The sequence below is a fragment of the Streptomyces sp. NPDC038200 genome, from assembly GCF_055600785.1.
Window position 1 is genome coordinate 13,657 of sequence record NZ_JBVJYH010000037.1, and the last position, 18,988, is coordinate 32,644.

Consider the following 18,988-nt stretch of genomic DNA (forward strand, 5'->3'; position numbering starts at 1 on the left):
GAGCCGCGAGGGCACAACAGGCACCTGTCCTCCCGCGAACACTGAGGAGTTCCCGTCCCCAGCGGCGTCGCCACCTGGTCAGAGCGGGGCGTTCTCGGCGACCGGCACCTCCTCGGACGACGGACGTTGCGCAGGGGCGGGGGATCGCAGCAGGGCGGCGGCGAGGAGGAGAGAGACGGCGACGAGGCACGCGCCGATGCGGAAGGCGAGCTGGTAACCGCCCGTCAGCGCCGAGGCGGTGCGTGCCCCGTCACCCAGCAGGGCATCCGTGCGCGCATTGGCGAGCGTGCTGAGGACCGCGAGGCCGAAGGCGGCGCCGATCTGCTGCATGGTGTTGAACATGCCGGAGGCGATCCCCGAGTCCTGGGGTGTGGCCGCCGACATCGCGAGCGTGGCCAGCGCCGGCATCGCGAGACCGAAGCCGATGCCGAGTGGCAGCAGTGCGGGCAGGACATCCACAGCGTAGCTGCCGTCCTCCGATACGCGGCTGAGCGCGGCGAGACCTGCCGCGATCAGTGAGAGCCCCGGGAGGAGTACGGCACGGGGACCGAAGCGTGCGATCAGCTTGGGCGCCAGGCCGAGGGACAGGGCACCGATCGCGATCGAGACCGGGAAGATGCCGAGGCCGGTGCGTATCTCGTCGAAGCCGAGCACCTTCTGCAGGTAGAGCACACAGAGGAAGGGGAAGCTGAACATCCCGGACACCATGAGAGCCTGGATGCCCATCGCTCCCGAGACGTTGCGCGGGCGGAACACACGCAGCGGCAGCAGCGGATGGGGAGTCCTCGCCTGTCGGGCGACGAATGCCAGGAACAGGACGAGCGCCACGCCGCCGAAGCTCAGCGTGTGTGCGGAGGTCCAGCTGTGGTCGGTGGTCTCGACGATCGTGTAGACGCCGAGCATCAGTGCGGAGGTGACCAGGAGCGCGCCCACCACGTCGATCCCCCGTCCGAGGCCGACACCCTGCTCGGGAGTGAGTAGGCGCCAGGCTGACAGCAGGGCCATGATGCCGATCGGGATGTTGACGAAGAAGATCCAGTGCCAACTGATGGCCTGCGTCAAGGCGCCACCGGCGAGGAGACCCATCGAGCCGCCGGCGGACTGGACGAAGCTGTAGACGCCGATGGCTTTGGCCCGTTCCATCGGCTGCGGGAACAGGGTCACGACCATGCCGAGCGTGACGGCGGAGGTCACCGCGCCGCCGATGCCCTGGACGAATCGGGAGGCGAGGAGCGTCGCCGGGTCCTGGGACACACCGCACAGCAGCGAGGCAGCCGTGAAGATGCCCAGGCCGGCAATGAAGACGCGTTTGCGCCCGACGAGATCGCCGAGCCGTCCGGCGAGCAGCAGCAGGCCGCCGAAGGGGATCAGGTAGGCGTTGACCACCCAGGCCAGGCTGGACGAGGAGAAGCCCAGGTTGTGCTGGATGGACGGCAGCGCGACGCTCACGATGGTCCCGTCGAGGATGACCATCAACTGCCCGGTACAGAGCACGGCCAGTGCCGACCACCGAGATGTCTGAGCTGATGAGTTGGCTCTCCGCACGGAAACCCCTTCCAAAGGTGCATGATTTGTTACAGCGGTCATCCTCTGTAACCATGACGCGCGGCGGAAGGAGGCACTTTCATGTCACGCAGTCACACCGATGTGTCCGACCAGGTCAGCAACGAGGCGTGCCCACTCACCGAGGTCCTCGACCACGTCGCGGGTAAGTGGAGCATTGGAATCCTCGTTGCCGCCGCACACGGACCTGCCCGGTTCACCGAGTTGGAACGCACCATCACGGGCATCAGCCGGCGCATGCTCACCTTGAACCTGCGCAAGCTGGAACGCGACGGCCTGCTCCTCAGGACGGTCTACCCCACCGTGCCGCCCAAGGTGGAATACAGCCTCACGCCCATGGCCCGCGAACTCCACGCAACGCTCACCGGGCTCGTCGGCTGGGCAGAACGACACCGGGCCGACATCACCACCGCCCGCGCCGCCTACGACGCCGCCGTATCGGCTCCTGACGCCGTCACGGGATCCGGCGGGCGTTGAACGCTCGCCATCTGGCGGATGCTCTCAGCAAACGGAGGGAAGGAGACCCCGAGTTCGACACCTCGTTCCCAGCGGACCGCGAGGCGTGCGAACTGGGGGCGGGGCAGGGCGAAGGACTGCATCAGCGAATGTCGAAGACACTGCTGGTCCAGGGTTGGCCATGGAAGCTGCGGTAGGTCCGGATCGTGGTGCCGTTGGTGCCGGGTGCGGCGATCCGACTCGCGCTCGCGTCCCGGCTGAGCGACGGCTCTCGCGCGAAGTTGGGATACTCGACGACGTCCCGGGTCCACGATCCTGTGCCGTTCGGCTTCCACCAGAAGTAGATCTCGCCGTTCGATCCCTGTGCGGCGATCGACGACGTCGTGCCGTCGTCCGCGAGCTGGGGGTCGTTGGCGTTGCCCACGGATTGGGCGGAACTTATCTGGGTCGAGGACCAGTTGGGCGTGCCGTGCACATTCCGGTAGTAGCGCACACCGTTGTTCACGTCGCGCGCGACAATCGCCGACGAGCTGCTGTCACGAACGATCGACGGGTCCGAGGCGACACTGCCGGCGGGAGCGACCAGATCGTGCCGCCACACCGTGTCGCCGTTCCGCTTCCAGAAGAAGTACAGACTGTTGGCGGTTCCCCGGACGGCAATGACCGTGGTGGTACTGTCCCGGGCGATCGAGGGAGTGCCTTCGGCATAGATCGTCGGAAGCTCGTCCCTGGTCCAGGTCGTGCTCCCGTGCACGTTTGTGTAGGCGTACAAGTGACCGTTCAGGTCCGTCGCCGCGATCACCGTACTGGTGCTGTTCCGGGTGATCGCAGGGGCTGAATACGTGGTGGATTCGCCGGCGACCTTCTGGGACGTCCACGTTGGATTGCCGTGCAGGTTCCAGTAGAAGTACAGGCTGTGGCTCGGGCCCTGCGCCGCGATCACCGTGGCGGTGCTGTCCCGGGCGATGGCCGGCTCGGAGTACGCGCCCGGCCCCGGCACTTCCTGTCGCTGCCAGATCGGATTCCCGTCCAGGTTGTAGTAGAAGCGCAACTGGGTGCCATCGGTGTACGCCACCGCGGTGGCACCCGCGGTGTTGGTGACCGGCGCGGGGGATGCCGCGACAGCGGTGGCGCCTGATCCGATGCCGACCAGGAGGCACATCGCTGCCGTGCTTGCGACGCGCTGGAAGAGATGTCTCATGAGCGCCCTTTCCTCGAGTGCGACGGCGCAACCCCGTTCTCGGTGGTGTGAGCGGCGCCGGCCCCCAGTGAACGCCAAGCCCGAGACCGGGGGCAGGGGGCTCGGAGTCGTTCGGGGGCGCGCGGGGTAGCGCGCTAGGTCCGGTCCTGCGCTTCGACGGCATCGCGTGGACACTCTGCTCCTGGTGGAGTATCAGGTCGTCGACTACTGCACCAGTCCCAGCCCGGCACCTCCCCGCTCGCCGGGCGGCCTTCCGGACGCCAACGTCCTGACCAGGCTGCTGCTCGGCAGCGTCACACCCGCTTCAGCAGAGCGGCTGGAGATCCATCCGACGGACCAGGGACCTCGACAGCTGACCCGGAATCCGCGCTTCGCAAACGACCCGGAGGCCGTACGGGCCCTGGACGCGTACAACGGGACCTACTCACCGTGACGTACAACCTCCTCACCCTGGAGCCCCTGTCCCTCGACGCCGTCACGGCCGTGCTTGCGCGGTGCCTGCGTGTGGCCGTCCAGGAGGTGGACGTCGCCGACGAGGACACGGACCAGGACCTGCGTAACCGGGATGCCCTGGTGCTGTGCGAGAGGGGGCCCGTCTTGGGTGACGTGTCCACGTCTCTGGACATCCACGTCCACGAGTCGGTGCGGCCGCGCCCCGGCGAGCGAGAGCTGGCGTCCCGGAGGAGACCCGCACCCCGGGAGCCCCGCGCTGGACGGCAAGGAGTTCCCTGTTCGCCTGGGAGAAACTCGTCCGCCAGATGGCAGCCGCCTGGGCGCCCTCCGGCTGGTATCCGGCCGACCTCTGTGGTGGAACCGCCGCCCGGAACCCCCGCCCTGGTGACAGGACGGATCGGTACCGCCGGCTGCGGTCCAGCCCGGCCGGACCCGTCCGAGACCGGTCAGCCGAAGTGCTGCTCGCCACCAGGATCGTGTCGCTTCGAGCGGATCGCGAACCGCACCCGGCGGTCCGAGCCAAGCGGAACGACCCGCACACGGAAGGTCATGGGCCGGCTGTCGTATCGACCTCGACGACGCGCAACGTGCCTTTGGTCAGCACCAGTACCGTGCCCGGGCCATGGCCGCACAGGGCGTTGATCCTGCGGCCGATGAACTTGCCGTAGCAGGGCGCCTCCAGGTCCGGATCGACCAGGCTCAGCAGCCCGTGGCGTGCCGCGAGGACGAACCCGGAGTCCACCTGGACGGGGTGACCGACGAACGGCTGCCCCGCGCCGAACGCACGCATCGGCCTGGCATGGTGCGTATCGACGGCCAGGGTCCCACCGCGCGCGTTGGGCACCCAGAGTGTCGAGCCGGTCCGGCCGACAGCCCGCGACGCGAGATCCTCGTCGGATCGGTAGAAGTCCGCGACGGCTCCCGTGGAGAGCGAGATCTCGACCACCGTACGCGGCCCGGAACGGGCGAGGACCCGATCGCCATCCAACGGTGTGAGGACCGGTCCCGCATCGCCGGAGGCCAGCGGCTCGGGCAGCGACCACCGCGACCTGGTCCGTCCATCACGCGGGTCGATCAGGCGGATCTCGCGGCCGTGCGGCTCACCGACCAGCACACCGGTGCCCACCACGGCCGGAACCACGACTTCGGCACGCTTGGCACTCTGCCAGAGCAACGCCCCGGTCCGCAGGTCGAAGGCCGTGAGCGGGGTGTAGCCGCGCCAGCCACCGACGATCACCGTGTCCCGTGTCGCGACGAGATGCCCGGTGAACTCGGCGAGGAGCGCACTCCACAGCAGTTCCCCGGTGCGCACGTCCAGGCACGACAGTCGAGGGACACTCTGCGGGATCACCAGGCAGCGTGCGCCGGCGATCACGATCCCCCGGGGCCAGGTGCCGACCGGAACATCCCAGCGCCGCGTGCCGTCGCGGGGGTCGAGACCGACCATGCGAGTCCAGCGCTCGTGGACGACGATGTGCTCGCCGGTCACCGCCAGTCCAGCCGCACAGCCTGCCTGGTGAAGGTTGCGCTCCCACACCGTCCGCCCTAGCATGCGCCCAGTTCATCAGCTGCGCACCAGTGCGGCAACCGGGTCAGTGGCTCGCCCCCGAGGCCGGCACATCCAACATGACGATCCGCCAGTCGGGTCGGCCGGGGACACCCGCGGATCCGAGCGGACGGACAGCAGCGCGGCCCGACCCGTGCGCGAGGCCCGCGACGCGATCCGCGACCTGCTGCCGAGCCGAAGGAGAACGACGACCGTGACGACCATCGATCGGGCCCAGTGCCTGGCTGTCGTAATGGTCGGCTGCGGGAAGTGCGACGCGTAGGGGCAGTCCGTCCGCAGACCCTCCGGTGGCCCCGAAGTGCGCCCCAAGTAGACACGGCGCACGAGCAGCGGGACGATGGAAACGCCTCTTGAGACCCTGCGGGACCGCCATCGGTAGGGCTGTGGCCTGCAGGAAGATGCGGGGTCCCAGAACGGCCCGCCATCCGATCGTCTCCCTTGGCGAGATCACCGAGCAGGCAGGTGGACCTTTGTCGGTCAGCCCGCCATGTGAACCGGAATCAGGTGGCCTCAAGGCGGGCTCGGCGCTTGCGCGGAGTTCGCCGCCCCGATGTGCCAAGTCCCAGAGATCGGGTGACATGACGCCACCCAGGGTTCCGATCGGACCATCGGGTGGGAGGGGTCCGCCCGACTTCGTTCACCGCTCCGAATTTCGAAGGAGGAAAGCATGAACGGACGTGTGTACCTGGCCGCGCTGGCACCGCTGATGGTGTCGTCGCTGGCACTCGGGTCGGTGACGTTCTTGGCGGCACCGGCACAGTCGGCATCGACGCCCAACTGCGGTCTGTCGAAGACGGCGGATGCGAACAAGTTCCAGGTCACCGGAGAGAATTTCAAGCCGAACAAGAACGTGATCTTCCAGTCCGACGCCGGTGGAGAAGGCACTGCAGTGACGGACGCCAGGGGGGCGTTCACGTCCACTGTCAACGGGCCCGAGGGCACGGTCACCGCACTGCAGATCGGCGGTTCCGAGGTCACGTGCGGCACGGTCGCGGCGACCGAGGAGAAGACCGCCAAAGACACGTTCACCGATGGCTACAACTTCGGTTACAACCTGGCCATCAAGAACTGCACGAAGCCGAACCTCGCCAACATGCCGGGCGATCCCATGTGGGACAAGGGCTTCGACAAGGGACAGGAGCAGGCGCTGAAGGACTGCAAGGCGAGCGGGCGCTGAAGGACTCCGAGACCCGATGGCGAGGCAGGAGAGCCCCGGCTTCAGCCGGGGCTCTCCTGCGGTGGGAGCACCCACGCACGCCACTCGGCCCCGCGGTCGGCAATGGCGCCCCCTCCGTCCCGGTGCCGGCCGACCCCCGCCGGGGGCCGAATGCAGGAGCGCAGCGCGCAGCGGAGCCGGACGCCTTGAAGCCAGTGGAGAAAGTTGCAACTCACTCCGCAGAGCGAGGTATGCCCGGTCCCGGGAGATGCTTGACACTTCGGTCGCTGCGTCCCTGGGGTGTCCAGGCGAACGGTGAGCGGCTGGAAGGTCGACCTGGCGCCGACGACGACAACACCAGGCCCCCACCAGCCACTACAAACGCCGCGGACACAGCCCCTGACCTGCCCATCAGTCACAGCAAGCACTGTTGCAGTACTAGGTCGGCGCGAAGCCGGCGACCTGCCTCCCCGCCACGAGGCCCCGCCGACCGCCGCGGACGGACCTGGTGCTCCTGCGCACAACGCATCAGGAGTGAGGCATACGGTGATCCGACGCGGGCAGACGACTCGCCGGAGCAGGTGTCTGCTCCGTTCCCACGCGGTGCCGCCCGAGGGGCGAGCATGTCGCGGGTGTCGCAGGTCGGGTGACGGCCTGCCCGTCGAGGGAGGAATGTCGCTGTGCTGCTGCCGACGGAGAAGGAACTGCGTACGGTGCTGGCCCGCTTCGCCGAAGCCAGCTTCCGCCATGACCTGCAGCCCACCGGTTACTCGAGCCGAATGCTGGAGGATGTCACCCACACGCTGTGTGTCATGACGGGCGCCCCGTCGGTGGCTGAGGCCCTCACCGCCGCTGACGGCCTCCTGGAGCAACTGCGAGCGGACCGCCGCGAGGCGGCCGAGGCACCCCAGACCCTGGCCGCCTGACCGGGAGGCCTTCCGAGGGAGACCCGCGTCCCGGACCGCACGGCCGACAGTGGGTGTTCCGGTGGCGCGAAGGGGGCGTCGGGCCCGGGGGCCGGGTGGACTTGTTCCCTCTGCTAGGCGACGGTTTCCTGGCCTTCGATGAGGGAGGTCAGGCCGTCGAGGAGGGCTTTGAGGCCCAGCTCGAAGAGAGTGTCGAGGCGCAGGTCGTAGCCGTTGTCGAAGGACCCGACCGCCTTGGCGAAGGTCGGGAAGCGGCCGGACGCCACCAGTGCCTGAAGAGCGGGAACGCGGCTGTCCATCCACTGGTCTTCCGACTGGCCCGTGGAGGCTTCGGCGTGCGCCTCCCGCTCCAGGTGCACCGCCAGGCCCTGTACATGGCTGTAGAGCAGTACGTGGATGTCGAACAGGGTGGCGGGATCGAGGCCGTGGCCGTCGAGAGCGCTCAGCGCCCACTCGGCGTGGACCATCAGATGGGGTACGAGCAAGGGGCGGGTGAGAGAGCCGACCTGGGCGAGCCACGGGTGCCTGCGGTGCAGGGTCCACAGGGTCCGGGCACCGAGTTCGATGCGCGGGCGCCACTCTGCGGGGACCTCGGCGGGGTGGGTCTCTTCACCGAACGCGGTGTCGGCCATGAGCAGGATGAGGTCGTCCTTGCTGGGGACGTACCGGTAGGGCGACATGGCAGCGACGCCGAGCCGTGCCGCCACACCGCGCATGGAGAGCGCTGACAGCCCTTCGGCGTCGGCCATGTCGATGGCTGTGCGGACGATCCGTTCGAGGGTCAGTTCCTGCTCGGGGGCCGGGACGGCCGGCGCCTGCCTGCTGGGTGGGGCGACGGCGGTGGTTCCGGCGACGACGGTGCCGCTCCGGGGGCGGGTCTCGACCAGCCCTTCGAGGCGCAGGGTGGTCAGGGCCTTGGTGGCGGTGGCGAGTGCGACACGCCATTCCCTGGCGATCCGGCGGGTCGAGGGGACCGGGTCCCCGGGGCCCAGTTCGCCGTTCTCGATGCGTCGGCGGATCTGGGCGGCGATGCGCAGGTAGGGCGGCTGTCGGGGTGCGTCTGTGGGCTTCGTCACGTCCTGCGGCCTTTCTGGTCTGTACTAGTGCAGGGGCTGGCGGCGCGGGAGCCTGACGGCCGGTCACTGTCCTAGCACAGGGCCTGCGTTGAGCCTGTTGAGCGGGCTGCGTGTACGTCGTACGTTCAGGGCTGCGTACAGCGTACTGGAGGAGCTTTTCATGCAGACCGTTCTCATCTCCGGCGGTGGAATCGCCGGGCCCGGACTCGCCTATTGGCTTCACCGCCACGGTTTCGAGGCCACCGTCGTCGAACGTGCCCCGGGCCTCCGCCCCGGCGGTCAGGCCGTGGACGTCCGCGGCGTCGCTCTCGACGTCGTCGAGCGAATGGGCCTGCTGGAGCAGGCACGTGGCCTGCGCACCCGGATGCGCGGCATGTCGATCCTCGCCCCCGACGGCCGGGAGATCGACCGCTCCACCGAGGCGACCTTCAGCAGCGGCCGACTCGACAACGGCGACATCGAGCTGCTGCGTGAGGACCTGGTGCGGCTGGTGTACGAACACACGCGCGCCGACGTCGAATACCTCTTCGGTGACAGCATCACCACGCTCGACGAGGACGAGACCGGCGTCCGCGTCGGCTTCGCGCACGGGGCGTCCCGCACCTTCGACCTCGTGGTGGGGGCCGACGGCCTGCACTCGGCCGTACGGCGCCTCGCCTTCGGCCCCGAGGAGCGCTTCGCCCACCACCTGGGCACCTACCTGTCGGTGTTCAGCGCGGACAACTTCCTCGCGCTGGACGACTGGCAGATGTGGCTGCAGGACGGCGACTCCGGATTCGGCATCATGCCGGTACGCGACAACACCGAACTCAGGATCGCCTTCGGTTTCCAGTCCGCCCCCCTCGCCGACGACCTGCGCGGTGGCGCGGCCCTTCGCCGGCTTGTCACCGACAAGCTCGCATCCCTGCGGTGGCAAGGAGCCCGCTTGGCCGAGGCCGCCGGGACCGCGCCCGACTTCTACTGTGACGCGATGGCCCAGATTCGCATGGACCACTGGTCACGGGGCAGGGTCGCCCTGCTCGGCGACGCCGCCCACTGCCCCTCTCCACTCTCCGGACAGGGCACCAGCTTGGCCCTCGTCGGCGCCCACGTGCTGGCCGACTGCCTCGCCCGAGCACACGGCGACCACCGCGCCGCGTACTCCCGCTACGAGCAGCGGATGCGTCCTTTCGTCGTCCTCAACCAGGCCCTGGCCCTCGAGAATCCCGGCGGACCGGCCTCGGAGGAATCCGTCGAGCACGCCAAGAACGCCCTCTCACTGGACGGCTGATCCTCTGCCCCGAACGGACGTCCGAGCGGGAAGGGGCGGCCCCGAACCGTTCCCGCGCTCGCCAGCCTGCCGGCGCCGGGGGCCGGCAGGCAGTGCCGCGAGGTGATCGACCGGGCGGGGAAGGCCGCGCTGCCCGGCGTCGGTCGCACCGGCCGGTTCGCCGAGCCGGCGAAGCGGGTCCTTCGCGGTTGTCATCATCATCGGCATCCCGGGTAGGGCCGTCGGTATGCCTTTGTGTGCCGATGCCTCAGCGTCGTGGGAAAGCCCGCCGCCGGCCGCCGGGAGGTCCCGTGGGTGAGATCCTGGCCCTGGCCTCCGCGCTCTGCTTCGGCGTGACCCACTTCGCGAACGGGCTCGTCTCCCGCAGAGCCGACGGCATCACCGTGGCCCTCTACGCACAGCTCGCCGGAAGCGCCGTCGCCGTGCTGCTGGCCCTGTGGTCCCACGGTGGCGCCGGCACGGCGGGCGACTACTGGTTCGGGGCGCTCTCGGGCGTCGGTACGGGCGTGGGGGTCGCGTTCCTGTACCGGGCGATGTCGCAGGGACAGATGAGCGTCGTCGTCCCCGTCAGCGATGTGGGGGCCGTCGCCCTTCCCGTCCTGGTGGGGGTGGCCTTTCTCGGCGAACGACCGGCGGCCGTCGCCTGGGTCGGCATCGTGGCCGCCGTCCCGGCGCTCTGGCTCGTCTCGCAGGCCTCGGTACCGGGCCAGGCCCGGGGAAGCGGCCCGTCGGTGACCGCCGGAGTACCGGCCGCGCTGATCGCGAGCGCCGGATTCGGTGTGCAGTTCCTGGCGATGGCGCAGGTGGGAGCGGACGGCGGGCTGTGGCCCGTGGTGGTCAGCCGGGTCGCCTCCGTGCTGGTGATCGCCGTGGTGCTCGTCCGCTACCGGTCTCCGGTGACGATGTCCGGGCCGCTCACGGCGGTGGCCGGTGCGGCCGGGGCGGTCGGGACGGTCGCCATCATCCTGTACCTCGCCGCCACCCGGCACCAGTTGATGGCCGTGGCCACCGTGCTGGCGGCGCTCTACCCGGCCATCCCGGTGCTGCTGGCGCTGGTCTTCCTGCACGAGCGGCTCACCCCTCGGCAGACCACCGGACTGGTGTGCGCGGCCGCCGCCATCGCGCTCATCGCCCTGCGCTGAGCACGGCGGTGTGGCCGCCGGACCTTCCGGCGGCCACACCCTGCGGGGAGCTCACGGGGCGGTGTACGTCATGACGTGCTTGACCCGCGTGTAGTCCTCCAGCCCGTACGCCGACAGATCCTTGCCGTACCCGGACTGCTTGAAGCCGCCGTGCGGCATCTCCGCGGCCGTGGGCATGTGGCAGTTGATCCAGACGATGCCGGCGTCGATGCGCCGGGCCATCGTCACCGCGCGGCGGTGGTCCCGCGTCCACACCGACGAGGCCAGCCCGTAACGCACGTCGTTGGCCATGCGCAGCGCCTCCTCGTCGTCCGCGGACGCCTGCACGGTGAGGACGGGCCCGAAGATCTCCTCCTGGACGGCCTCGTCGTCCTGCCGCAGCCCCGTCACCACCGTGGCCTCGTGGAAGAAACCCTCGCCCGGCAGCGCCGACCCCCCGACCACCGTACGGGCGTGCGCGGGCAGGCGCTCCAGGTATCCCCGGACCCGGTCGCGCTGCGCCGCGCTGTTGAGCGGGCCGAAGTAGGCGCTGGGATCCTCGGGCGGACCGGGCGTCAGCTCCTTGACCTCGCGGACCAGACGGTCCACGAACGCGTCGTGGACCGAGGCGTCGACGATGATCCGGCACGCCGCCGCGCAGTCCTGCCCGGCGTTGTACAGACCCGCCTCGGCGATGCCCCGTGCGGCCTGGGCGAGGTCGGCGTCGGCCGCCACCACCACGGGTGCCTTTCCGCCCAGCTCCAGGTGGACGCGTTTGACGTCGGTGGACGCGGCGGAGGCCACGTCGGTGCCCGCGCGGACGCTGCCGGTCACCGACACCATGGCCGGCCCGGGATGCCGCACCAGCCGGCGCCCGGTCTCCCGGGTACCGCAGACCACGTTCAGGACGCCCGGCGGCAGGAACTCGGCCGCCAGCTCGGCCAGCATCAGCGTGGTCACCGGCGTGGTGTCCGAAGGTTTGAGGACCACGGTGTTGCCGGCCGCGACGGCGGGGGCGAACTTCCACACCGCCATCATCAGCGGGTAGTTCCAGGGCGTCACCTGGGCGCAGACCCCCACCGGTTCCCGGCGGACGGACGAGGTGTGGCCCGGCAGGTACTCCCCGGTGGCCCTGCCCTCCAGCATGCGGGCGGCCCCGGCGAAGAACCGGATCTGGTCCGTCATGGGTCCCATTTCCTCGCTCGCGACGAGGTGCAGCGGCTTGCCCGTGTGGACCACCTCAGCGGCCACGAACTCCTCGGCCCGCTCCTCCAGGGCGTCCGCGATCCTCAGCAGCGCCCGTTGCCGCTCCCCGGGCGGGGTGGCACGCCAGCGCTCGAACGCGTCCTGGGCGGAGCGCACGGCCGCGTCGATGTCGGCCTCGCCGGAGACGGGGGCCGTACCGGCGGGACGGCCGGTGGCCGGGTTCACCAGGGTGACGGTCTCCTCGGCGCGAGCCGGACGACGGGCTCCGCCGACGAAGTTGTCCAGCGGTTCGCCGAGGTTCACCGGACCTCCCCGACGGGCGTGAAGTCACGGGAGGCGATGTACGGCGGCCGGGGCTCGGGCGCGGCGTACGGCGGCCCGAGCGTGTTGTCGACGCTGTTGTAGACGATGAAGACGTTGGAGCGCGGACAGGGCGTGATGTTGCCGTTCGAACCGTGCATGCAGTTGGAGTCGAAGAACGTCGCCGACCCGGGCGGCCCGGTGAACTGGTCGATCCCCCCGGCCTCTTCCGTCAGCTCGCGCACCGCGTCCTCCTCCGGCATGCCGACGGTGGGCGCGTGGGTGCGCAGCGAGGTGCGGTGATGGCCGGGCGGGGTGCGTCCGACGCAGGGCACGAAGCTGCGGTGCGATCCCGGGATGATCAGCAGGCTGCCGTTGTACGGATGGTTCTCCGTCAGCGCGATGGAGACGCTCAGCGCGCGAGGCTGCGGCATGCCGTCCTCGGCGTGCCAGGTCTCGAAGTCGGAGTGCCAGTAGAACGGACCGCCGGCGAACCCCGGCTTGTAGTTGACCCTGCTCTGGTGCACGTACACCTCGGAACCGAGGATCTGGCGGGCCACGTCCGCGAGGCGCGGGTCCGCGGCCATGCGGGCGAAGACGGCGCTGATGCGGTGCACCTCGAAGACGGACCGGACCTCCTGGGAGGCTTCCTCCACCACGGTGCGCCCGCCGGCGCGCAGCTCCGGGTCCGCGGCCAGCCGCGCGGCCTCCTGCCGGAAGGTTTCCACCTCCTGGGGGCCGAACAGCGGGAGCGGGGGGTGATGGTGGCCGCGGTCGGCGAAGCCCGTGCACTCGCCGGGGGAGAGGGGGCCGTTCGCCGGATCGCCCCACACCACGGGATCGTGCCGGGGAACGCGGGGAGCGGGCTCCGGGAGCCGGGTGGGGTAGCGGTCAGTCAGTGTCGTGGCCATGGTGCTGGGTGCCTTTCGGGGAGCGTTCGTCGGGCAGTCGGTCAGGGCAGGGGGCGGCCCGGCAGGCGTCCGGCGCGGGCAGGTCCAGCGCCGGATTGCCGTCGAAGAAGCCGTTCGGCCGCAGGGTGAAACCGGTGGCCACCACCGGCATCGCGGGCCAGTCCTCGGGGCGTACGACATGGTGTTCGCCGAAGGTGTGCCACAGCACGATGTCTGCGTCGGCCGTGGGCCGGTCGGCCTGGGCGTACTCGGGCAGGCCCGCGTCGCCGGGATGCTGGTTGGGGTAGTCGCCGGCCGCGTACATCTGGTCGGGATCGTGCGCCGTGACCCACAGATGCCCGTAGCAGAACCGGGCCCGGTGCCAGGCCTGGCTGCCACGCGGCTGCATGGGCAGCAGGCCGGAGGAGGGGACCAGCTTGTAGGCGACCGGCTCGCCGAGGCCGTTGCGCCGGTGCGGGTTGACGATGGTCCAGTACCGGCCGGTGGCGGCCTGTGCGACGCGTTGCCGGGCCTCGGACTCCGATGCCAGCAGGCGCGGCTCGGTGCGCCAGGCGTTGCCGTACGGATTGTGTTCGTCCATGGGCAGCGGCACCGAATCGACCTCGTACACGGAGTTGCGCGGCCCGTCGACGGCCATGTCCAGGCGCATGGAGAAGAAGTGCTGATGGTGCGGGCCGTAGAGGCCGGGCGCGACCGCCGTGCCGTAGGGCGGGCAGGTGCCGGTGAAGGCACCCGTCGAGATCATTCCGGTGAGTTTGACCTCGAAGGCGATGGTGCCGTCCAGGTACAGGTACCAGAAGTAGCCGTACTGGTAGTTCCCGAGGACGGCGAAGGAGGAGATCACCAGCCGGCGCTGGCGCCGGGTGACGACCCGGCCGGTGCGGAAGTCGGTGTGCTTCCAGGCGATGTTCATGTCCTCTTCGTGCATGCAGATCGCATGGGGCAGCGTGACCGGCTCGCCGTCCTGGTCGTGCACCACGGCGTCGAAGTAGTGGATCTCGCCCAGGCAGTCGCAGCCGAGTTCCAGGGCGTTGACCATGAATCCGGCGCCGTACTCGCCCTCGTCGAAGGCGTTCTTGCGGTAGTGGGTGAAGCCGGGGTCGCCGTACGGCGTGTACATCTCGGCGAGGGAGGCACGGTGGAGGACCGGCCGGACCCGCCCCTTGTCCTCGTAGCCCAGCTGGTGCAGCACGAGGCCCTCGCGGACGGTGAAGCCCAGACGCAGTCGCCACTTCTGCCAGCGGACGGCGAACCCGTCGACGCTGAAGCTCGGCCCCTCGGGCTGGGTGATCTCGATGGGCTTCAGATCGGAGCGCTCCCGGACGACGGGCGGCCAGTTGCCGTCCTCGCCGCGCTCCTCGGGGTCGTAGTTGCCGGAGAGCGGCGGCAACGGCACCAGCCCCTCGTCGGCGACGTCCAGAACCTCCATCGAGTCCAGGTCCACCATCGCCACCAGGTTCTCGACCGGGCGGGCGTATCCGTTGTCGCGGGGATGGACCCGCACGAAGGTGAGCGCGTAGGACAGTCGCCGCCCCGGCCAGTCGTCGTGGTCGCCGGTGTGTCCGGTCGGCCAGGCGTCGACCATGGCCAGGGAGAAGTCGGTGACCCCGCGCCGGCGCATGGCCTCCTGCCAGCGGCTGTCCGCGCGGACCGCCGCGTCGCACTGCTCGAACTCCTCCTCGGTGATGGCGGTGTGGACGCCGGGCAGGGCGCGCCAGAGGGTGACCTCACCGGTGTCCAGGCACACCACCGCCTCGTAGGTGCGCCGGTGCCGGCGATCCCGCAGCACGACGAACACCTCGCGCGGCGGAAGCCGTTGCGGATCGCCGTCCGCCAGCACCTCCTTGTCCGGCTCCCGGAGCGACATCATGACGAAACGCACGTCCGACGTGAGCCCGCGCCGTGACTTCAGCAGCGTGGCGGCGAGCCGGATCTCGTCGGCGGTCAGCGGCTCCAGCGGATGCCTGTGCAGCACGGTCGTCCTGGCGGGAGATACGGTCACAGCGGCCTCCTGGACAGGGGGACGGTGGGAGTCGGGACGGGGTGGGGGATGGCCGCCTGTGACAGGTCGTGCCGCAGGGCCTGCAGGACGAGCGGGCGGACCGCGTCCAGATAGAAGTGGTCGCCGGGAAACCGCCGGTGCCGCACGACGGGGACGCGGGTCAGCCGGCCCCAGTCGTCCAGGTGCCGCTGCACGAGCGTCATGTCGTCGGAGCCGGCGTAGACGGCGACGGGTATCGGCAGCGGAAGACCCCCGGGGCGGTGCCGGTAGGTCTCGGCTGCGGTGAAGTCGGCGCGCAGCGTGGGCAGCATGACACGCAGCAGCTCCTTCTCCTCGCGGATGTCCGGTGAGGTGCCGCCGAGCCGGATCACCTCGGCCAGGAAGGCGTCGTCCGGCAGACGGTGACAGGGGCGGGCCGGCGCGGTGAGGCGGTGCGGGGGCTCGCTGCCCGAGACGACGAGCATCGCCGGGGGCCTGCCCCGGCGCAGCAGGGCGCGCGCGGTCTCGTAGGCGACGAGGGCGCCCAGACTGTGCCCGAACAGGGCGAAGGGCAGGTTCTCCGTCCGGTCGGCGAGGGCGTCGAGCAGGTCGGTGGCACAGCCGAGGGCGAGGTCGGTCACGCTCGTGCGGGGCGGTTCGGCGTAGCGCCCGTCGCGCCCCGGCAGCTCCACGGGACGTACGTCGATGTCGGGGGCGAGCGCGGGGATCCACGGCCGGTAGGCGCCGCTGCCGGCTCCGGCGTGCGGAAAGCAGAACAGGCGGATCCGCGCGTCGGTGGGACCGTCGTACGGCGGGGTGCGGGGTTGTTCGTCAGTCATCGGGGTGGTCGCCCTCCCTTGCGTGCGCTGCGCTCTTGACGAGATCCCGGATGGTGGGGGCCGCGAGGAAGTGCTCCAGGCGGACGTCCAGGCCGTGTTCGGTGCGGGCCCGCGAGACGAACCGGGCGGCGTGCAGCGAACTGCCGCCCGCGGCGAAGAAGTCGTCGCCCGGATCCAGCCGGTCCCGGCCGAGCAGCCGGCCCGCGAGTTCGGCGAGGGCGTCCTCCAGGGCGTCGGGGCGGCCGCCGTCGGCCGGGTCCGCCGTGCCGTGCGGGCCGTGGATCCCGGGGCTCAGGCGCGGCAGCGCGGCGTAGTCGGTCTTGCCGTTGCCGGTGACGGGCAGCGCGGACCGGAAACCGAAGGCCGCGGGCACCATGTAGGCGGGCAGGGTGCCGCGCAGGTGCCGGGTCAGCCCGGGGACGTCCGGCGGGCTGCCTTCCGCGGCGACGACATGGGCCTCGATACGGTCCTCGACCGCACGGACGGCAGCCGCGCGGACGCCCGGGTGGCGTTCCAGGGCGTGCTGGATCTCGCCGAGTTCGACGCGGTGGCCGTGGATCTTCACCTGGCGGTCGGTCCGGCCGAGGAAGTGCAGGATTCCGGCCCGGTCCATGCGCACGCGGTCGCCGGTGCGGTACATGCGGGCTTCGGGCCGGTCGGTGAAGGGGTCGGGCAGGAAGCACCGGGCGGTCTGGCCGGGGCGCCGGCGGTAACCGCGGGCCACGCCGGCCCCGCCCACGTACAGCTCTCCTGGCCGGCCCGGCGGCACCACCTCGCCGTTCTCGTCCAGAACGTGGACGCTGACGTTGGCCAGGGGAGCCCCGATGGGTACCGGGGTGTCGCCGGCGCCGGGATCGCAGCGCCAGGACGTGACGTCGATGGTGCACTCGCTCGGGCCGTAGAAGTTGTGCAGCTCGGCCGGCAGTCCGAGCGCGTGGAACCGGTCGACCACCCCCGGTGGCAGTGTTTCACCGCCACAGAAGACGTAGCGCAGCCCGATCACGTCGCCGAGGGCCGGGTCGTCCTCGTCCAGCAGGACGTCCAGCAGGGACGGGACGCATCCCAGCACGGTGACGCCGGTGTCCCGCATGAGGGTGAGCATCCGGTGCGGGTCGCGCAGCGCTTCCGGCGGGGGAACGACGAGCGTGGCGCCGGAGATCAGCGGGGCGAAGATCTCCCACACGGAGATGTCGAAGCCGAGGGACGTGTGGTGCAGCACCGCGTCCGACGGGCGCAGCGGAAACGTGGCGGCGTCCCAGTGCAACCGGTTGGCCAGATTCCGGTGCTCGATCTCGACCCCTTTGGGGGTACCGGTGGAGCCGGACGTGTAGAGCACGTACACGAGCGAGTCGGGGGCCGCGGGCCGTCGCTCGCCCTGCGGATCCGGTGTGGTCCGGGCCAGCTCGGGCACAGTGGTGACCGGCGCACGCAACGACGGCAGCGCGTCGCGCAGCCGTACGTCGCTCACGACGAGGGCGGCCCCCGCGTCCTCGGTGAGGAAAGCGGTGCGCTCCGGCGGGAGAGCCGGATCCAGTGGCAAGTAGGCGGCACCCGCCTTGAGAACGGCGAGGATCGCCGTCACCGCCTGAGGGCCGTGCTCCATGTGCAGCCCCACGAGGTCACCTGCGCCGATGCCGCGCCGGTGCAGCGCGCCTGCCAGGCGTTCGGCGTCCGCGTCGAGCCGGGCGTAGGTGAGGTCGCCGTCGGCGCTGCGGACGGCGACCGCGTCGGGGTGGCGGGCCGCCGCCAGCCCGACCAGTTCGTGCACGCACCGGTCGGCCGGGTAGCGCACCTCGTTGTCGCGCACGCACGCGGGTTCCCGCAGACGCGCCAGCCGGCGCGCTGCCGACCGGTGCCGGCGGGCGGCCGCGTCCCGGGGACCGGGCCGCACCTCGGACCGGCGGGGGAGCGGGCCGTCCACCAGCCCCCGCTGTCCCCAGCGGGCCGTCTCCGTCAGCAGACGGCGGTGGCAGGTGGCGACGGGACTGCCGTCGTACAGGCCGAACGCACCGTGGACGTGGACGGCGTGGCGGACGCAGTCGCTCAGCAGCGCGGTGATCGCGGCCGTCAGCGCCAGCGCGTCCGCCAGCGCGCGCCAGGCCCGATCCGACGCGACGTCCTCGCCCCCGGCGTCGAGCTCGCGCAGCCGCGCGTCGTTCGCCAGACGCAGCCCCTCCAGCCGGGCCCGCTGCGCCGCGAGCGGGAAGGCGACGGCCTGGTACGAGCCGATCGGGCGGCCGAACTGCGGCCGCCCGCGGGCCCGGTCGACGGCCCGGCTGAGCGCGGCCCGGGCCAGGCCCAGCAGATGGGCGTTGCGCAGCAGCGTGCCCACCGCCCACAGCGGACCGGCGGACACGCCGACCAGGCCCGGCTGCACGGTGCCCGGCGTGTCCGGCGCCACGCCGACGAGCGGGTCACCGGGAGTGGACCGGCGCGTCACCGCGGCCGGCCGCCAACCGGTCACGGCATCCGGTGCTTCGGGGGCCGGCAGGAGGACGACATCCGGTTGCTTCCGGGTGAAGAGCGCGGGGCCGGGATACCAGGCGGGCCGGTTGCCGGGGCCGGTGGACCGGGCGGCGCACTCCTCGTGCCCGGTGCCCCCGGCGTCGTGCCAGGTGCGCTGTCCCTCGGCGACCGGCCTGGGTACGGCCATGCCGATGCTGTACCTGCCCGTGCGTACCTCCTCGGCCAGTTCGGGGGCCGTGCGGGTGAGCAGCGGGAGTGCCGCCAGGACGTCCAGGGGGTCGCTCGGGCCCAGTGCCAGGCCCAGTTGCCCGGCGAGGCCGGCGGCGTCGGCCGCCGTCAGCCCGAGGCCCCCGTCGTCGACCGGCAGACAGGCGCCGTTCCAGTCGTCCCGGGCCAGCGAGCGGCGCACCTCGGTGACGTCGGCCGGGTCGCACGAGGCGAGCGTGGCGGTGAAGTCGCGGATCAGCTGTCGCTGCCAGGTGCTGTGACGAGGCAT

At 71.0% G+C, this 18,988-nt stretch carries 15 protein-coding genes; 6 read left to right on the forward strand and 9 right to left on the reverse strand.

What is annotated here, in order from left to right; all coding sequences use genetic code 11:
* Nucleotides 1–78 precede the first annotated feature (78 nt).
* Nucleotides 79–1,587 (reverse strand): MFS transporter, encoded by a 1,509-nt coding sequence (locus ACZ7KF_RS40280; protein WP_471087249.1) that lies wholly within the window; start codon nucleotides 1,585–1,587, stop codon nucleotides 79–81.
* A gap of 39 nt (nucleotides 1,588–1,626) precedes the next feature.
* On the opposite strand from ACZ7KF_RS40280, the gene ACZ7KF_RS40285 reads away from it, so the two are divergent.
* The gene (locus tag ACZ7KF_RS40285) at nucleotides 1,627–2,040 is read left to right on the forward strand and encodes a winged helix-turn-helix transcriptional regulator (protein ID WP_471087252.1); all 414 of its coding nucleotides are present in this window, start codon (nucleotides 1,627–1,629) and stop codon (nucleotides 2,038–2,040) included.
* A gap of 121 nt (nucleotides 2,041–2,161) precedes the next feature.
* Here the strand turns inward: ACZ7KF_RS40285 and ACZ7KF_RS40290 are convergent, their stop codons facing one another.
* Nucleotides 2,162–3,220: an outer membrane protein assembly factor BamB family protein gene (locus ACZ7KF_RS40290; RefSeq protein ID WP_471087255.1), complete on the reverse strand. Its 1,059-nt coding sequence runs from the start codon at nucleotides 3,218–3,220 to the stop codon at nucleotides 2,162–2,164.
* Nucleotides 3,221–3,386: 166 nt separating this feature from the next.
* On the opposite strand from ACZ7KF_RS40290, the gene ACZ7KF_RS40295 reads away from it, so the two are divergent.
* Complete coding sequence (locus ACZ7KF_RS40295) at nucleotides 3,387–3,653, forward strand: hypothetical protein (protein ID WP_471087258.1); 267 nt, start codon at nucleotides 3,387–3,389, stop codon at nucleotides 3,651–3,653.
* 567 nt (nucleotides 3,654–4,220) lie between these two features.
* Here ACZ7KF_RS40295 and ACZ7KF_RS40300 read toward each other — a convergent pair.
* Nucleotides 4,221–5,225: an outer membrane protein assembly factor BamB family protein gene (locus tag ACZ7KF_RS40300; RefSeq protein ID WP_471087261.1), complete on the reverse strand. Its 1,005-nt coding sequence runs from the start codon at nucleotides 5,223–5,225 to the stop codon at nucleotides 4,221–4,223.
* Between the two features lie 682 nt (nucleotides 5,226–5,907).
* Between ACZ7KF_RS40300 and ACZ7KF_RS40305 the strand changes: the two genes are divergently transcribed.
* Complete coding sequence (locus tag ACZ7KF_RS40305) at nucleotides 5,908–6,417, forward strand: hypothetical protein (protein ID WP_471087264.1); 510 nt, start codon at nucleotides 5,908–5,910, stop codon at nucleotides 6,415–6,417.
* A gap of 659 nt (nucleotides 6,418–7,076) precedes the next feature.
* Nucleotides 7,077–7,322, forward strand: a complete 246-nt coding sequence (locus tag ACZ7KF_RS40310; protein ID WP_471087267.1) for a DUF5133 domain-containing protein — start codon at nucleotides 7,077–7,079, stop codon at nucleotides 7,320–7,322.
* A 113-nt stretch (nucleotides 7,323–7,435) separates the two neighbouring features.
* Here the strand turns inward: ACZ7KF_RS40310 and ACZ7KF_RS40315 are convergent, their stop codons facing one another.
* Nucleotides 7,436–8,398, reverse strand: coding sequence for a TetR/AcrR family transcriptional regulator C-terminal domain-containing protein (locus tag ACZ7KF_RS40315; protein WP_471087270.1), 963 nt, complete (start codon nucleotides 8,396–8,398; stop codon nucleotides 7,436–7,438).
* Between the two features lie 160 nt (nucleotides 8,399–8,558).
* On the opposite strand from ACZ7KF_RS40315, the gene ACZ7KF_RS40320 reads away from it, so the two are divergent.
* Both ACZ7KF_RS40320 and ACZ7KF_RS40325 read left to right on the forward strand, forming a co-directional pair.
* Nucleotides 8,559–9,668, forward strand: coding sequence for an FAD-dependent monooxygenase (locus ACZ7KF_RS40320; RefSeq protein ID WP_471087273.1), 1,110 nt, complete (start codon nucleotides 8,559–8,561; stop codon nucleotides 9,666–9,668).
* A gap of 290 nt (nucleotides 9,669–9,958) precedes the next feature.
* The gene (locus tag ACZ7KF_RS40325) at nucleotides 9,959–10,810 is read left to right on the forward strand and encodes an EamA family transporter (RefSeq protein WP_471087276.1); all 852 of its coding nucleotides are present in this window, start codon (nucleotides 9,959–9,961) and stop codon (nucleotides 10,808–10,810) included.
* A 51-nt stretch (nucleotides 10,811–10,861) separates the two neighbouring features.
* Here ACZ7KF_RS40325 and ACZ7KF_RS40330 read toward each other — a convergent pair whose 3' ends face one another.
* From ACZ7KF_RS40330 to ACZ7KF_RS40350, 5 genes are read right to left on the reverse strand one after another with little or no spacing between them, the layout of a single operon-like run.
* Nucleotides 10,862–12,298, reverse strand: coding sequence for an aminobutyraldehyde dehydrogenase (locus tag ACZ7KF_RS40330; protein WP_471087279.1), 1,437 nt, complete (start codon nucleotides 12,296–12,298; stop codon nucleotides 10,862–10,864).
* The gene (gene thpD, locus ACZ7KF_RS40335; RefSeq protein ID WP_471087282.1) at nucleotides 12,295–13,206 is read right to left on the reverse strand and encodes an ectoine hydroxylase; all 912 of its coding nucleotides are present in this window, start codon (nucleotides 13,204–13,206) and stop codon (nucleotides 12,295–12,297) included. The genes ACZ7KF_RS40330 and thpD overlap by 4 nt, the downstream gene beginning before the upstream one ends.
* Nucleotides 13,187–15,208: a primary-amine oxidase gene (locus tag ACZ7KF_RS40340; protein WP_471087285.1), complete on the reverse strand. Its 2,022-nt coding sequence runs from the start codon at nucleotides 15,206–15,208 to the stop codon at nucleotides 13,187–13,189. The genes thpD and ACZ7KF_RS40340 overlap by 20 nt, the downstream gene beginning before the upstream one ends.
* The gene (locus ACZ7KF_RS40345; RefSeq protein WP_471087288.1) at nucleotides 15,205–16,026 is read right to left on the reverse strand and encodes a thioesterase II family protein; all 822 of its coding nucleotides are present in this window, start codon (nucleotides 16,024–16,026) and stop codon (nucleotides 15,205–15,207) included. The genes ACZ7KF_RS40340 and ACZ7KF_RS40345 overlap by 4 nt, the downstream gene beginning before the upstream one ends.
* The gene (locus ACZ7KF_RS40350) at nucleotides 16,019–18,988 is read right to left on the reverse strand and encodes an amino acid adenylation domain-containing protein (RefSeq protein WP_471087291.1); all 2,970 of its coding nucleotides are present in this window, start codon (nucleotides 18,986–18,988) and stop codon (nucleotides 16,019–16,021) included. The genes ACZ7KF_RS40345 and ACZ7KF_RS40350 overlap by 8 nt, the downstream gene beginning before the upstream one ends.

Bases quoted from the DNA above. Each gene is read 5' to 3' on its own strand.
- ACZ7KF_RS40280 (WP_471087249.1), bottom strand. From the start codon at position 1,587: ATGACCGCTGTAACAAATCATGCACCTTTGGAAGGGGTTTCCGTGCGG.
- ACZ7KF_RS40285 (WP_471087252.1), top strand. From the start codon at position 1,627: ATGTCACGCAGTCACACCGATGTGTCCGACCAGGTCAGCAACGAGGCG.
- ACZ7KF_RS40290 (WP_471087255.1), bottom strand. From the start codon at position 3,220: ATGAGACATCTCTTCCAGCGCGTCGCAAGCACGGCAGCGATGTGCCTC.
- ACZ7KF_RS40300 (WP_471087261.1), bottom strand. From the start codon at position 5,225: ATGCTAGGGCGGACGGTGTGGGAGCGCAACCTTCACCAGGCAGGCTGT.
- ACZ7KF_RS40305 (WP_471087264.1), top strand. From the start codon at position 5,908: ATGAACGGACGTGTGTACCTGGCCGCGCTGGCACCGCTGATGGTGTCG.
- ACZ7KF_RS40320 (WP_471087273.1), top strand. From the start codon at position 8,559: ATGCAGACCGTTCTCATCTCCGGCGGTGGAATCGCCGGGCCCGGACTC.
- thpD (WP_471087282.1), bottom strand. From the start codon at position 13,206: ATGGCCACGACACTGACTGACCGCTACCCCACCCGGCTCCCGGAGCCC.
- ACZ7KF_RS40345 (WP_471087288.1), bottom strand. From the start codon at position 16,026: ATGACTGACGAACAACCCCGCACCCCGCCGTACGACGGTCCCACCGAC.
- ACZ7KF_RS40350 (WP_471087291.1), bottom strand. From the start codon at position 18,988: ATGCCTCGTCACAGCACCTGGCAGCGACAGCTGATCCGCGACTTCACC.